This window comes from Nostoc sp. C057 (assembly GCF_013393925.1).
Taxonomy (GTDB): Bacteria; Cyanobacteriota; Cyanobacteriia; order Cyanobacteriales; family Nostocaceae; genus Nostoc; species Nostoc muscorum_A.
Window position 1 is genome coordinate 2,118,121 of record NZ_CP040281.1, and the last position, 14,806, is coordinate 2,132,926.

At 39.1% G+C, this 14,806-nt stretch carries 13 protein-coding genes; 2 read left to right on the forward strand and 11 right to left on the reverse strand.

Going from position 1 to position 14,806, the window contains the following annotated elements; genetic code table 11:
• Window positions 1–37 precede the first annotated feature (37 nt).
• The 5 genes from FD724_RS09550 to ilvN form a co-directional block, all read right to left on the reverse strand.
• Entirely contained in the window at window positions 38–439 is a 402-nt protein-coding gene (locus FD724_RS09550) for a hypothetical protein (protein ID WP_179072446.1), read from the reverse strand.
• Window positions 440–940 carry a Rab family GTPase gene (locus FD724_RS09555; RefSeq protein ID WP_179072447.1) on the reverse strand — a complete coding sequence of 167 codons (501 nt, stop codon included), beginning with the start codon at window positions 938–940 and terminating at the stop codon, window positions 440–442.
• A gap of 14 nt (window positions 941–954) precedes the next feature.
• Window positions 955–2,739 (reverse strand): OmpA family protein, encoded by a 1,785-nt coding sequence (locus FD724_RS09560; protein ID WP_179072448.1) that lies wholly within the window; start codon window positions 2,737–2,739, stop codon window positions 955–957.
• Between the two features lie 226 nt (window positions 2,740–2,965).
• Window positions 2,966–3,574, reverse strand: a complete 609-nt coding sequence (locus FD724_RS09565) for a hypothetical protein (RefSeq protein ID WP_179072449.1) — start codon at window positions 3,572–3,574, stop codon at window positions 2,966–2,968.
• A 1,059-nt stretch (window positions 3,575–4,633) separates the two neighbouring features.
• Entirely contained in the window at window positions 4,634–5,152 is a 519-nt protein-coding gene (ilvN, locus tag FD724_RS09570; protein ID WP_114080075.1) for an acetolactate synthase small subunit, read from the reverse strand.
• Between the two features lie 347 nt (window positions 5,153–5,499).
• Here ilvN and FD724_RS09575 point away from each other — a divergent pair, with 347 nt between their 5' ends.
• Window positions 5,500–5,868 (forward strand): BON domain-containing protein, encoded by a 369-nt coding sequence (locus tag FD724_RS09575; RefSeq protein WP_114080076.1) that lies wholly within the window; start codon window positions 5,500–5,502, stop codon window positions 5,866–5,868.
• Between the two features lie 254 nt (window positions 5,869–6,122).
• Here the strand turns inward: FD724_RS09575 and FD724_RS09580 are convergent, their stop codons facing one another.
• From FD724_RS09580 to FD724_RS09595, 4 genes are all read right to left on the reverse strand, one after another.
• Window positions 6,123–7,076, reverse strand: a complete 954-nt coding sequence (locus tag FD724_RS09580; RefSeq protein WP_179072450.1) for an alpha/beta fold hydrolase — start codon at window positions 7,074–7,076, stop codon at window positions 6,123–6,125.
• Between the two features lie 54 nt (window positions 7,077–7,130).
• Window positions 7,131–8,150, reverse strand: coding sequence for an aldo/keto reductase (locus FD724_RS09585; protein WP_179072451.1), 1,020 nt, complete (start codon window positions 8,148–8,150; stop codon window positions 7,131–7,133).
• A 182-nt stretch (window positions 8,151–8,332) separates the two neighbouring features.
• Window positions 8,333–8,668: a cytochrome c6 PetJ gene (petJ, locus tag FD724_RS09590; protein WP_179072452.1), complete on the reverse strand. Its 336-nt coding sequence runs from the start codon at window positions 8,666–8,668 to the stop codon at window positions 8,333–8,335.
• A 45-nt stretch (window positions 8,669–8,713) separates the two neighbouring features.
• Entirely contained in the window at window positions 8,714–8,938 is a 225-nt protein-coding gene (locus FD724_RS09595) for a hypothetical protein (RefSeq protein ID WP_163930055.1), read from the reverse strand.
• A gap of 563 nt (window positions 8,939–9,501) precedes the next feature.
• On the opposite strand from FD724_RS09595, the gene FD724_RS09600 reads away from it, so the two are divergent.
• Window positions 9,502–10,305 (forward strand): histidine kinase, encoded by an 804-nt coding sequence (locus tag FD724_RS09600; RefSeq protein WP_179072453.1) that lies wholly within the window; start codon window positions 9,502–9,504, stop codon window positions 10,303–10,305.
• 80 nt (window positions 10,306–10,385) lie between these two features.
• On the opposite strand, the gene FD724_RS09605 is transcribed toward FD724_RS09600, so the two are convergent.
• Together FD724_RS09605 and FD724_RS09610 are read right to left on the reverse strand one after the other, a co-directional pair.
• Window positions 10,386–12,962: a GAF domain-containing protein gene (locus FD724_RS09605; protein WP_179072454.1), complete on the reverse strand. Its 2,577-nt coding sequence runs from the start codon at window positions 12,960–12,962 to the stop codon at window positions 10,386–10,388.
• A gap of 424 nt (window positions 12,963–13,386) precedes the next feature.
• Window positions 13,387–14,040: a Uma2 family endonuclease gene (locus FD724_RS09610; protein ID WP_179072455.1), complete on the reverse strand. Its 654-nt coding sequence runs from the start codon at window positions 14,038–14,040 to the stop codon at window positions 13,387–13,389.
• Between the last annotated feature and the right edge of the window lie 766 nt (window positions 14,041–14,806).

The following is a 14,806-nucleotide window of genomic DNA, read 5'->3' on the forward strand; positions in this document are numbered from 1 at the left end:
GTTCAACCTGATACAATCAATTAATTTTGACTTTAGGTTAGTAATTTAACTTTTTATTTAATTTTTCGTATAATAATCTGAAATCATTTGCTTTTTGCTGAATAGGAAAGAGGTAATCTCTATCACAGCTACTATCTAACAGCAATACCCAATCTGCTTCCTTTGTCGGTAATATATGAACATCTACACAACTGCCATACTCTGTTTGGATGAATGGTAGAAATATGGAAGTATCATCTAATGGTAGTAACCCTTCTAGAAAAACAACTTGCTCTTTTGCATTTTTGCCTTTACGGAGGTTAGTAATTCCATAAGCTGCCAATTTCCCACCCCAAGTCAAGAGGCTACCATCTTTATTAACCAACAGATAGCCAAGAGAAGACTCTGATGTTAGCAAATTTAGAATATAGGCAATTACAAAAACAGGGACATCCAACATTTAGCAATCCAATATTTTTTTAGTGAGAGTTTGAAAAGCTTCTTCTACACCAATACCATGTTTGGCACTTGTTTTAATCACAGTCCAACCCTTTTGTATAACATCATCTATCTCAGCAGATTCAATTTCCCATTCATCCGTTATATCCAACTTGTTTATGACTAAAATGAATGGAACTTGACCAATGGCATCTTCTATTTTTATTTGTAAGTCCAAAGCTTTTTGTAAAGTATTATACCTAGTACCATCTACAACTAATAAATAACCAGCAGAACCTCGCAAATAAGACATTTGTAATTCTTGAAACTCATCTTCTCCATAGATATCCCAAAGGATAAGGTTGATTTTTTTATCTTGAATCTCTATAGCTTTTTTATCAATTTTTACACCCACAGTAGTATGATATTTTTCAGAAAAAATACTGTGGACAAACATTGCTACTAAACTAGTTTTACCTGTAGCAAATGCACCTATCATACAAATTTTCTTCTGGATAACCATAAATTGATATAATTTTATTTAGAGGTATTATTTATTAATACTTTGAAAGATACTCTCCGATTAAATTCTTTAGATTCTGGCGTTAATTCTGGCTGGGAAGTTAGGCTAGAACTTACAGTTAGTGCTTGAAATTGGTTTGTCTTGATTTCTTGGGATATTAAATAAGATAGAATTTTATTAGCGCGGGCTTGACTGAGTGGTCTATTTCTTCGTTCTGTTCCAGCACTATTAGTATGTCCAATTATTTGAATCTGCACATTTTTACCTAAATACTTGGCAATATCCAAACATTTGCGGATTGATAAAAACAAATTAGGCAATTTGTCAATTTCACCAGGCATCAACTCAGTTGTTCCTTCTGTAAAAAAAATTATTTCTTTTTCTATCTTTATTTTAGATAACTCTAACTCGCTAAGTTCTATTTCTACGAGTTTTTGGTCTTGAAATTGGGTGATGCCAGGAATAAATGCCCATAATTTCCGTGCTTCTAAAATCCATTTACGGGGTGCATAACCAGTTACATTAAGAATACCGTTGTTATCAACCCTTAATGATACAGTCTGGGGAGGATGCAACAATTTTTCAACTCTTTTAGCAGTAAATTCTGGCTCCAAAGATAGATAAGGTTGCCACTGGCTAATTACTATTTGGGGATTAAGATTTGTTTGTTGGATTAGTGTATTGGGATCTACTGCTAAAGGATCGCGCATTCCCGAAATAAAATATTTGCCAAAAGCTTGCTTGGTGTTAATCACAACAATTCCTGGCAGAGAGTTGAGTTTTTGGAGATATGCTTGCCAACGAAGTTGTTCTCTTATCGCAAAAAAGCCCCAAGTCCCACAAGCGATCGCGATCGCGCCCAAGAAAGCCCAGGCATAGGTATAATTTTTTTTAGCCGCAGATTTATACTGAACTACCAGACAAGCTTCTAAATAAGGCAGGCTGGCCTGAAATACTTCTGTTTCCCCTGTAAAATTTTTAATTTCTCTACCTAGCTTTAGGTGAATTTTTTCTATCGCTTCTTGCAAAACTAACCTTAATTCTTGAGGAGGATTCCCTCGAATCATCGCTGCTACTAGAGCTTGCGGCCCCTCTTCAATCCAAATTATGACTTCTCCAAAGCGTAAACTTTTTAACCCATCTACTTTTTGTACCTTAAAGGAATCTTTGACAAAATCCTGGATAGCTGTCAACATCGCAGCTACTAAATCTGGATCTTGAACTGTTATCTGCGTTGTTACTAAATGTTGCAGCAATAACCCTGATTTTTTATGAATCAAAAAGATTTGTTCAACTCGATAAACTAGCGTCCGTAACAGCACAATTTCCGCAAATGATTTTCCTGTGCGTTGTGCTTCTAGCCTCCATTTAAAGCTCTGTGGAGACAAGCTATGTTCCAGAGTTTGATTCATCGATTGCATCATTTCCTCAAGAGCCGTGGAAATCGCCTTGCGAGTAGCTGGCCCAATAACTGGAAATAATGCATCTGAAAGCACATTGTGGTCTTGTTTAACAGAAACTTCAATGGCATTTTCCACAGTTGATACCATTACTTCCCCAAGTTGTTTATCTTGCTTTGAGCGCAAGATAACAGCTTCTGGAAGCATCTTGCTAATATCTTCTGGTAGAATTTGAGGGTTTTCTAATCGCTCATAAAGTGTTTTAAGTTTAGTCGGCTCAATATCCAGAAGCAAACTACGGAGTATAGTTAGTTCATCATTAAGTTCGAAGGTTTGGTTGTTGCTGTCCAAACCTTCAGAGGATGCTTTCGGTATTGGATTTTTTGAATAGTCATTCATTACCAAAATTCCCCAATTCACAATTTATCATCAAGTAGCATTCTGTTGTAAACAGAAGAGATGTACCGATAGGTAAAAATCTTTTAACCTTAGAGTAGAGGATATGTTGAAAGTATTCTTGTCTTAAAACTTTTAAATTCTTTTAAGTTCCCCTTTTTAATAGGGGTAGGGAGAATATAAAAGTGCCAAAATTCATAGTGAAAAAATTTTCAAACAACTCCTTAGATCAAGACTTATTTTCTGCATTCAGCCGGATAGCTAACTCTGTAAACATAGCAGCAAGATTTGAACGATCCGTTTTCTCTCTGCGAAGTTCTTGAGCTTCCCGTTCTAGTAAAGCTACTATTTCCTGAGATTTTTGTTGTATCTCATCTTGTAAGCTTTTAGATTGGTTGAGAATCTGTTCGCGCAACTCTCGTTGGCTATTAGTTGATTGTTCATCAAATTGAGTAATCTTTTTTTCTAAAGATATAATTATGTTTTTACTTTCTTCAGCAACTGCTTTTACCTGAGAGTCACGCTCGGTCTGCTCATTTTTTAGGCGCTGCGTTAAAGAATCAACTTCTTGTTTAATATAAATTTCTAAAGCATCTAGACGTTTTCTTGTTTCATCTCGCACGTTGCCCAATTCCTTAATTAGACGTTCTTCTAGACGGGTAAATCTTCTTTCCGTATCCCTTATTTGATTGCCAAAAAGAATTTCTCTAACTTTATCTAAGTTTCTACCTTCACTCATACTGTTATTACTAAATTGCAACTCATTTATGTTTGCATTCGAATTCTGTTTTTCTATATTTGATGAATTATTATTGATGTATTCTTCAGGTGAGTTCATATTTTTAATTCCTTGGGAAACTAAATTTTGGTTTGATGTTAATTTTGATACTATATCCACAGCAGAGGTACTAATAAGTATAAATTATATTTATACGTAAAAAATTACATCTACTTGAATATATAGGAAAACATCCAATCTTTAGCCAAAGTAATGATGAATTTCGCAAGCTACTTATGGAGAAGCCGATTTTTCATTCTTATCTGCAAAACCTCGCTTCCATTCCTCTTCCTGCTCTGACTACGGTGTACACACAAGTTAAATTATCTCTCTTAATCTCCCTGATGTATCGGCTACAGTGTACACCAGTCAAAAAACTCGATTTTCCATTGTTCTTTCGTTCGCATTGCTTCAGCTTGCATAAGTAAGCGGGCGTAAATAATTGTCGTTGGGATCAGGCAACAGGCAATAGATATAAGGATATTAGCCTAGTTCATTTTTCTTTACATAGTTTTATTTTATTGTGCTAAAGTACTTAGATGTTAATAGTATATTTTTGCACTTAAACAACATTGCACTAAGTGTAGAAAACTTCAATATCAATACTTATTGAGAGCAAAAGAAAGGTATCTAAATTGCAATTAAGATTAATAATTAACGAATTCAATCTCCATATTTTCAAAATAAAAGTGCAAATTTAAACGAGAAAATTCAATTTAAATTTATAAGTCTGAAATTAGATATATGAAAAAATTGAGAAATTATTGTCCCAAAATTCATTTGATAATTTGATTAAGGAAATATTGCAATACTACTCGGTTAAGAATATTTTAAAGTTGTAAAGTATACTATAAACCCCGCTTCTATTCCTCTCCCCGAAAGGTCGAGAGGCTTTGAATTCAGCCTTTTTGCGTCGGGTAGAGGGTCAAGAGTTAGGTCTTTGATGACTTTGACTGTTTCGTTTCACATAATACTTTTCAAACATCCTCTCAGCGTTCGATTGAGCTATCACTCTAAATTCTCCTGCAATTTTTTTTATAGTCCCTCAGCAAAAGTCATAGTAACAATTGCCACTATGACTTCTGCTGTCTTTGATTTATGTGCTGATTAAAATCCCAACTAAACTTTTGCTTCCAAAGATTTGAGTAACTCGGTATTCACTCCTGACTCACGAGTCAAGGCAATTTTGCCAGTGCGGGCGATTTCTCTTAAACCAAACTTTTGTAACACCTGCACGATCGCTACCATTTTACCTGGATCTCCCACAACTTCTAAGGTAAGAGAATCTTCTGCTACATCCACGACTCGCGCCCGGAAAATCTGAGACAGTTCAATCACTTCTGAGCGATTGCTGCTACTAGCATTCACTTTCACAAGCATCAATTCTCGCTCGACGCAAGGAGTTTCGGTAATATCCTGTACCTTCAGGACATTGACTAACTTGTATAGTTGCTTGGTGAGTTGCTCGATCACGCGATCGTCACCAGGTACAACCATTGTAATTCGGGAGACTCCTCCCTGTTCAGCAGGGCCAACAGCAAGGCTTTCAATATTAAAACCACGACGGGCGAATAAACCAGAAATGCGGGAAAGAACACCCGCCTCATCTTCTACGAGAACTGAAAGGGTATGTTTCATCTTCGCCAACAGAGGCTAGAACAGGATTTGAGGAACGCAGAAACTAGTACCGCTTTGCAGAATTCACTCATTCAAAAGTCAAAATTCATTGAGTTACAAACTCTTGACATTTTGTCAAATGTATGTTGATTTCTGTTGTGGCGTACTACTGCACTAATTATCAGTGCGACCTTTTATTGTAAACTCAATAGCTGCACTCATTGCATTCTCTAGAAATAAAAAATTGGACAGAAATTATTCTGCAAGGAGGAATTTTATGGAATGGATATCTTTTCATTGGTAGATGCGGGATTTTCGTAAAGCTTTTATACTCCACTCAATAAGCCTCTAATTAGGAGAAAATTTTTATGAGTTGGTTACAAAGACTATTTGGAATGGAAAAACCTCAAAATGCAGAAGTAAATCCTACTCCGCAGTCAATAGCACAAACTCCTAGTAGTACTGCTGCTCCTACTGCTACTCAATCCATACCCCCAGAACGTCTGGGATTAAGTGGCGAATATGACCAAAGTGGGTTGGCAAAGCGGGTAGCTTTGGCATTTGATGAAGATCCCCAACTTGATGATGTTAATACCCTTTGGGTTGCTCAAACGGGTAGCACTGTAGTATTGAAAGGCAAAGTTCCCAGTCAAGAAATTCTTAATAAAATGATTTCTGTAGCTCGCTCTGTGCATGGAACTACAGATGTTGACACTAACCAAGCCACGATTGGCTAGTACCGTAAGGCGTAATGCGTAATTCGTAATTCGTAATTCGTAATTACCTATTTGCAAGGGTTTTGGACATTTGAAATAGGTGACTTATTTACGCCGTGCGATGTTGGGTGTTAATTAATTCCCAATTGAATGGTCGCAAAGGTATTGGGTGGCGCGATCGCTCCCATTGCATAACAAAAGCCCCATATCTATCTCTTCAAAGAGTCGCCGACAACGCTAGCGCTGATGAACGCGCGGTATAAACAAAGGCCCTCTTAGACAGTTTCCGGCAAAGCTGGGAAAGTGTAAGGGGGTTGGCGGTCGCTAACCCATCTCTCAATCCAATCTACAATAGCTTGGTTGACTTGCTCAGGACATTCATCATGGGGACAATGGCCCACATCTGCTAAATTCAGCACTTCCAATTTTTGGTTGTATTGGGCAAATCGGTTAGCAAGGGCTGGGGGAACAAACCGATCCTTTTGTCCCCAAATTAACAACATCGGAATTGTTAAGGTTGGTAATACTGTTTTCACACTAGGACTAAAGTTAATTCCGATCGCAGCTTTGAACAAAGCACTAAAAGCCCTCGCTGAACCTCTGTCTTGGGGAGGCCCAGCTAAAATTTCTATGAGTTCATCGGTAATCGCCTCTGGGTTAGCGTAGGCAAGACTTGCCCAGCGACGCAGCACCCCTGGACGGCGCACGAAGTTAAACACAGGTTTAAGAACTAATGGCGAAGCGACCACATTTTTAATTGCTCTGACAAGCGGCCGCAATACGGGAGGAATTGCTTCTTGTTCTAGGGAAGGGTCGGGTAAACTCATCATCACTATACCCAGCACCATGTCGGGATGAGCGGCGGCGGCGGCCATGGAAATCAGTGAACCGTTGGAATTGCCTACTAAAATCGCCGGTTGACGGATAAAAGTTTTCCAAAAATCGTAAACCTGCTCAACCCACAAGTCAATGCTGTAATTAGCTGCGGCTTTTTCAGAAGCGCCAAAACCCAGCATATCAATGGCGTAAACTGTGTGATGTTCAGCCAACACTTCTAAATTATGTCGCCAATGACCAATGGAAGCGCCAAAGCCATGTAACAGAATCAGAGGTTGTGTTTTGTGGTTATTTTGGCTAGGGCGAATGTAAGTATAGCGGGTTTGCCAGCCCCGCCAAACCCAATCTCTTTGATTACCAACCCGTTCTTGCCAGTGCAGTGTAGTGGTCACGGTCTTCTTTAATTCATCAGCATGAAGATACTATTATTACCTGTTTCCCGATAATTAGCGGCGATACTCGTCGCCGCAATCGCCGATTAGCTGATACAAATCTCGTGACTGTCGAGATACGGCACTGATGCGATCGCGATCGTCAGCATCTAAACTAAAACTAAATACTTTGGCGTTATCTTCTATATGTTCAGATACGCCAAGTCTGGCACCAACTATCACACCACCCACAGTTGGCTGATCTAAAATGTAACGCACTGCCACGTTAGAGATGCTTACTTTATGCTTATTAGCAATTTCCTTCAAAATAGCTAGCAATTCTTGAAATAATTGCCAACCCCCCCAAGCATCAATCATATTTTTATATTTTTTCAAACTAGCAGTGGACAGATCAGATCCTCGCGGTTCCGGTTTACCCAAATAGTTTTCTGATAACAAGCTGCCGCACAGTGTACCGTAAGTAAAAAGCTTGATGTCATGCTGCTGACAAAATTCCACCATATTAACTTCGGGACGGCGGTCAATAAGGGAAAATTGCACTTGATTAGAAACAATTTTGATGCCTGCTTCAGTAATCAGCTTCAAATTTTCCGTGTCAAAATTAGTTAAGCCTAGATGCTTAATTTTACCCTCAGTCTGGAGTTCCGCCATATATTTCAGGGCATCTAGATAATTTTTATCCTGATATTCCCACCAGTGGAATTGCATCAAATCTAACGATTCTACATTCATCCTTCTCAGGGAAATATCAATGTTTTCCTCAACCAGTTTCTTTGTCATTTTACCTGGACGAGGCACCCATTTTGTAAAGGCTTGCACCTTAGATAAAGCGTCTTTGCCACGAGTATCAATTAGTTGACAGCGAAACTCACCAATAAAGTCCTCAGCAGGGCCATAATGATCTGCTAAATCCCAAGTGGTAAAGCCTGCATCTAAATATTTGAACATAGTCTCAATGGCAGCTTGGGGATTGATCTGTCCGTGTGCGCCGGAGACTTGCCACATACCATTTAATATGCGACAGATGTTTAAATCGGGAGTGAATTGGAGACGGCTCGCTGTGGGTAAGTTCATTTTCAATTTTTGGAGTTAGGAGTTGGAAGTGAGCAGATTTAATAATTAGTGAGTTGAAAAGCGGTTTTTTACAGCCTTTTAACTTTTCTACTTTATTATGAATGATTTACGACGACTAGAGTTAAAACTCCTAACTCTTGTAAAGACACAGATTTTTCGCGTCTCTCCTAACTCCTAACTTTCTAACGCCAGTCTTTTTCAGCTTGTTCGAGAACGTAAGCAGAAACATCTGTAATTTGCTGTTCAGTAAGGCGCTCTTTGTAGGCTGACATATTATTTTTACCATTGGTAACTATAGATGTAACTGCCTCTATTGAATCCATACCATACTTTTTCAGCGCTTGCTTTTTGAGATTTTTACCCCGCCTAATTATGTTGCTGCCGTTAATATGACAACCAGCACAATGAAGACTAAATATTTGTTCACCGTTAACTATGTCTGCTGCCATTGCAGGCATAGTAAAAGCGCTGAACAACAAGAGAAATGTTACTAATACTAATGTGAGTAGTTTTTTCAATCAACGTCTCCTGATTTTGAATACTGGTTGTGTCAGAATCAATTATTACAAAGATTCAAAGTCAGTTGTAAATCCTGCAAAATTTGCACAATCTTCTTGAAAGGCTTCTGCATCGCTAACATCCTCAATTTTATAAGACATGATGCGTGTACCATCTGGCATTTTTTTGGAACCAATTAATTCCCCTTGATACTTCTGGGCGATCGCTTTGAATTCAGTACCATAGAGCTTCCAGGCATCACTTGAACAAGTAATATTTACTCGCCACATATTTCACTATCAATTACTACCAACAAGCATTAATCATCTCACAAATTGGCACTATGTTACAGTTCAACCAATACTGCGTAGGTTTTTTCTAAAATTGAAGAAGAATTCAGAAGTCAGAATTCAGGAGTCAGAATCAAGACGCTCATGGACTCGCTTTAAGCGAAGCCATGCCGAAGGCTTTACGCTGCGCTATCAGTCGGGGATTCAGACCCGCAACTGAATTGTTGCATCACCAAATTTTCAATTTGGTGGAGGTCTTAAACCCGGTTATTCATCCGCCAGTCATACAAAATTCATTCTGAATTCTGACTCCTGACTCCTGAATTCTGTTCGATAAAAATTTGGAGATTGGTTTGAGTAACGAAACCCAATCTTTTGTATGGTTTGTAGGGCTTCAGTTCGTGCAAATATTCTTAACCGAGCAGTATTGACAGTTCACCTCTTTGGAACTGTAATTTTCTATCTAAAGGAAGTACCAAGCCCGATCTGGCTACGCCATAATGTGGATGTAAGAACATTTCTAGAAAGTTTTATCCCAATTAGTTAAATTCTAAGAGTTGAAAATGCCTAACAACAATATCAAAGAAAAAATTCAATCAGACTTGCAACAAGCTAAAGAAACTGGACAATTAAGAACCGATCGGATTCGAGAAATTGTTAAATCCGCAGTTTCTCAAGTAGGCTCTGAGTTTAAACAAGGTTCTACTGAACTTCGTAGCCTGGTTAGAGATGCTGTTTCTGCTGTCATTGAAAACTTCCAAGAAAAAGGTAGCGAACTTAAAGATGAAGTGACAGCTTCTATTGAAGGAGCGCTAGAAGGAATTAACACTCAAAGACACGAATCTATTGCTAAAACTCAGACAGATATCAAGCGGCTCCAAGCTCAACTAGATGGTGAAGAAGAACAACTCCAGCAAGAGGTTGATGTAATCTTGGCAGAAATTGAAGAGACGGGTAAAGAAAGACCAGCTAGTACCAAAACTGCAATTGATTCTGCTGTCAATGCCATTAAAGATAGTGAAGAAGTCGGGTTATTAAAGAAACGTTACGCGCAATTGCAAGCACAGCTAGCTATTGTCAGAGCTAATATGGCTGCACGCTATGGCGGACGTTCTATGGAGGTTCAAGATTATCTAGATGAGGCTAAACACTGGTACGATAAAGCTCGTCCCCAAGCAGAATCTGTAGCTATACAGGTAGAACAGAAGCGATCGCAGCTAGAAGACAAACTAGGTGAAGCTGGTACATCTCTGGCCAGAAAAGAGCGCCAAATCAAACAAACCTTAAGGGAGTTACTTCTAACAGCAGCTGACTTATTCAAAGATAAGGAACCTGCTAATAAAGAGCGCGAGACTATTCATAAATAGGCTACTATACGCGGTAGGGGCAATTCATTTAACCGCAAATCGGCAAATGAATTCCCCCTAAAAAATGTTTCTTTTCACTATTAATTAGAGTCAGCTTCAGTAGCTTGATACGCTTGTAGGAGCCTAGCATGATCGAGAGTAAATCCTACTTGCATAGCTATCTGGGTAAACAAATCAATCTCAGGCTGTTGCCAATCACGGGGCCCAGAACACTGATGTGCAATTAACAAGCCAAATAACTGCTCATCTTTGATAATGGGTGCAACCAAATTTGCTTTCACGGCGAAAGATTCGAGCAGTTTGATGTGACAATCAGCCAAACCTGACTCATGAATGTTGTTGATTGCGACAACACGACCAGACTGGTACTTTTCTATATAGCCTTGAGTAAAACAGGAATCGTGGATTTTAGACCGCAAAACTTTGGGATAACCTGGAACCACTGATTCGGCAATGATAATTCCGAACCAATTAGCATAAAAGCTATAAACTAGTACTCGGTCAGTACTCAAAGCCTTCCGAACCTCTTCCACAGTAGTTTTCAGGACATCCTCTTCTTTGAGTGATTGGCGAATTCTGCGGGTAATATCCACCAATAATTGACTTCGCATAGCTTCAGCTTCGATTCGTTGCAGGAGTCTTGCATGGTCGAGAGCAAATCCTACTTGCATAGCTATCTGAGCAAATAAATCGATCTCAGATTGTTTCCAGTCACGGGGTCTGGAGCATTGATGTGCAATTAATAAGCCAAATAACTGCTCATCCTTGAGAATGGGAGCTACCAAATTTGCTTTCACACCAAAGGATTCGAGCAGTTTAATGTGACAATCAGCTAAACCGACTTCGTAAATGTTATTTATTGCCAGAACGCGACCAGACTGATACTCTTTTACATAGCCTTGACCAAAACATGGATCTTCGATTTCAGCCCGCAAAATTTTTGGATAGGTGAGAACAACTGATTCGGCAATTACAGTTCCAGACCAATTAGCATTAAAGCTATAAACCATCACTCGATCTGTACTAAGTACTTTGCGAACCTCTTCGACAGTGGTTTTTAGGACATCTTCTTCGCTGAGCGATTGACGAATGCTGCCGATAGTATCCACCAGCAACTGACTTTGCACACCCTCAGCCTCGATGCGTTGCAACAGTCTTGCATGGTCGAGAGCAAATCCTACTTGCATTGCTATCTGAGCAAATAAATCAATTTCAGGCTGTTGCCAATCACGCGGTCTGGAGCATTGATGAGCAATTAATAAGCCAAATAGCTGTTCATCTTTGAGAATGGGTGCAACCAAATTTGCTTTCACACTAAAAGATTCGAGCAGGCTAATGTGACAATCAGCCAAACCAGCTTGGTAAATGTTGTTTGTGATTGCAACGCGACCAGACTGATATTTTTCTACATAACCCTGACCGAAACATGGGTCTTGGATTTCAGACCGCAAAACTTTTGGATAACCTGGAATCACTGATTCGGCAATCACAGTTCCAGACCAATTAGCGTTAAAGCTATAAACCATTACTCGATCTGTACTAAGTAGTTTGCGAACCTCTTCTACAGTGGTTTTCAGGACATCCTCTTCGTTGAGCGATTCGCGAATACTGCGGGTAATTTCTATAAATATCTGAGCTTTATCTGCTTTGGTGTCTACCTGTTCTAAAAGCTTGGCGTAGTCAAGGGCAAATTCTACTTGCATAGCTATCTGAGCGAATAAATCAATCTCAGATTGCTGCCAAAAGCGAACTCTAGAACACTGATGTGCAACCAATAAACCGAATAGCTGTTTGCCTTTAAAAATAGGTGCTACTAAATTAGATTTGACAGCAAATTGCTTGAGCAATTCAACATCACCATCACTGAGATCGGCTTGATAGATATTATCAATAGCACGGGTGGAACCATTCCGGTATTTTTCTATATACCCTACCTCGAAGCCAGGATCGGAGACTGTAACCCCTAGTATTTTTGGTAAACCAGGTGCTACTGATTCGACGATAAAGGTGCCATTACAGTTGGAATTGAAGCAAAAGATGGCTACACGGTCAATGCTTAAAGCTTTACGAATTTCTTCTGAGGTAGTTTTGAGAACATCTTCTTCATTGAATGATTCTCGAACCCAACGGGTAATTTTAGTTAATAGTTGAGAATAATCAGCTTCGGCTTCTTTCTCTTGTACCAAAACTGAAAGCAGTTCTGTGAATAAGCTGATGTTTCTCTCTAACATCACTAATTCATCTTCGTTAGCGATGAAAGTTTGAGTAAACTCACTGTCTGGACGTAGCCTATTTTTGATATCATTAGAGGTTGCAGCAATGTTGCTAACTCGACTGATAGCTCGATTAGTCACAAAAACAGCGATCGCACCTGCTAAGATTGCCGTTACTCCCATACCAGTTAACAAGAGTGACAGTTGTCTCTGTAGAGCTTCAGTTTCTGTTGAACTTTTCGCTCTCTCCTGTCTGACTTGCGGTATTTGTCTGGTACTTAAATTAATCCCATAGAAGTAAGTAGCTATCCCAATTGCAAACACAGGAAGTACGCTGATGCTTAGTGCCCAAACTATTGCTTTAGTCTTTAAACTCCATTTTTGTGGCCACAGCTTTTGTTGACGATTTCGCCTTCCTTGGTTTTGAGAAAAAGACTGACTCATAAATGAAACCTGGATTGTTGCAATTGAGAATCAAGTAAATGACCTCACCACCAAATTCTATACAAAACTTATTAAACAAGGACTGGCTTTCAGGAGTACTTTAAGGCACTCACCTTCTACGTCATTCCCTCTAACCTCTCTACTTCTAACATTTTTCTAACAAACGCTTGACTCACATCTTGGGTAAAGCTTTGGCTCATCGGAACTAAAATAAATCAAAAACGGTAACTTTTCTTTCATAACGGCGTAGATGCGATGCCTACGGCGGGCTACGCCTACGCAAAGTCCTATTTCACTTATAACAATTTAAGCAGGCTGTACAGCTTGGGAAAGTTGTACGGTTTTACTATGTAAATCATTTTGATTATTAAGTAATCCTGCTCAGTAAGCGGTATCTAACAACACAAAAGTAATTTGAGAAAAATTAATAATCATCCTTTTGCTGAAACTGGCTCAATAACCAAGCCCCAACTTGAGATTGATTTATTTCACGGCTACAGCGTAAAGCTTCCTCTAAAATAGCGATCGCTAGCCCAGGTAATACCTGTGATTCTTGAATACGTTTACTACCCTGCTCTGCCATAGCATAAGCAATGATTTGGGACTTTTGGACATCTACTACCCAATATTCAGTAACGCCCAACTCTTCATAAAGTGATCGCTTTGTACCTAAGTCATCCAGCAAAGATGTTTTAGCAATCTCAATCACCAAATCCGGTGCAGGATAGCGATCGAGATTGACAATTCCTGTACCTGCTGGGATAGTTTGGGCGTGTTCTCTGAGATAATACGCGACATCGGGCTGAGAGTCTTGAACACCAGTTTTACGAAAAGTGGTTGTGTCTAAACCTGTTGCCAGTATTCCTTTAAGTGCTGCAAATAGAGTCACTGCAAAAATAATTACAACATGATCTTTACCATGATCAAAACTAACTGGTGCCATCTCTAGCCTCATGTGCCCCTTATAGTAGTAACTTTTTGCCTTCTCTTTGAGCAAGTTAGCAACTATCTGCTCATAATCCTGCCAAGAAGTGTAAATCCATGTATCTGTCGGTAGCTGAGTCTGTAACTCACTCATTGCTTAACCCTCCTGCCAAAACGAAAACTTTTATTTCTTGGCAAAGTCCACAGCACTTGCAATCTCATGTAAATCATGAGCGATAATCATGTGTCCAGAAGTTAAAGTGCTGCAATTTCTGTTTCTGGAGCAAATATATCTAGATCATAATCAGTAGATTTAAGCTATTCGATTTAGGTATAAATTGGAATTGTCTTATCTCCCAGAAACTTAAATTTGATTGCCAAAGCCTCCTTATTATCAACCCACAAGTGCTGAATTATCAACTTAAAGGTGATGATTCCAAGTAAGTAGGTAGGCGCAATTAAAAGTAACTGGCGCTCGCGTAGCGTCTACGACAGGATAAGGCTACTATTTGTCCTTTGTCATTGGCCATTAGTAAAAGGTTCAAGCCTCTTTACATTTCGTAATATACTTGGGTTTTTTCGTGCCAATTTACTGACAACGGAAAGAGGAAGAACATCAGTTACATCTTTCTCAACTCAAATTTTCAATTTTGGAACTAGCTCATTAACTTTATTGATTAAGATGCAAGTATAAAATGGCAATTTGAGCGTTAGTTCATTGAGTTGACTTTATAAATTTTCAATTTTTAGTGATTAGGATACTAACATTGAGCCTCGAAACTCGGAACTTCGACCTTTTTGCTCGAACGTTGAGCCTTTGAACTCGGAACTTCGACCTTTTTGCTCGAACGTTGAGCCTTTAAACTCGGAACTTCGACCTTTTTGCTCGAACGTTGAGCCTTTAAACTCGGAACTTCGAC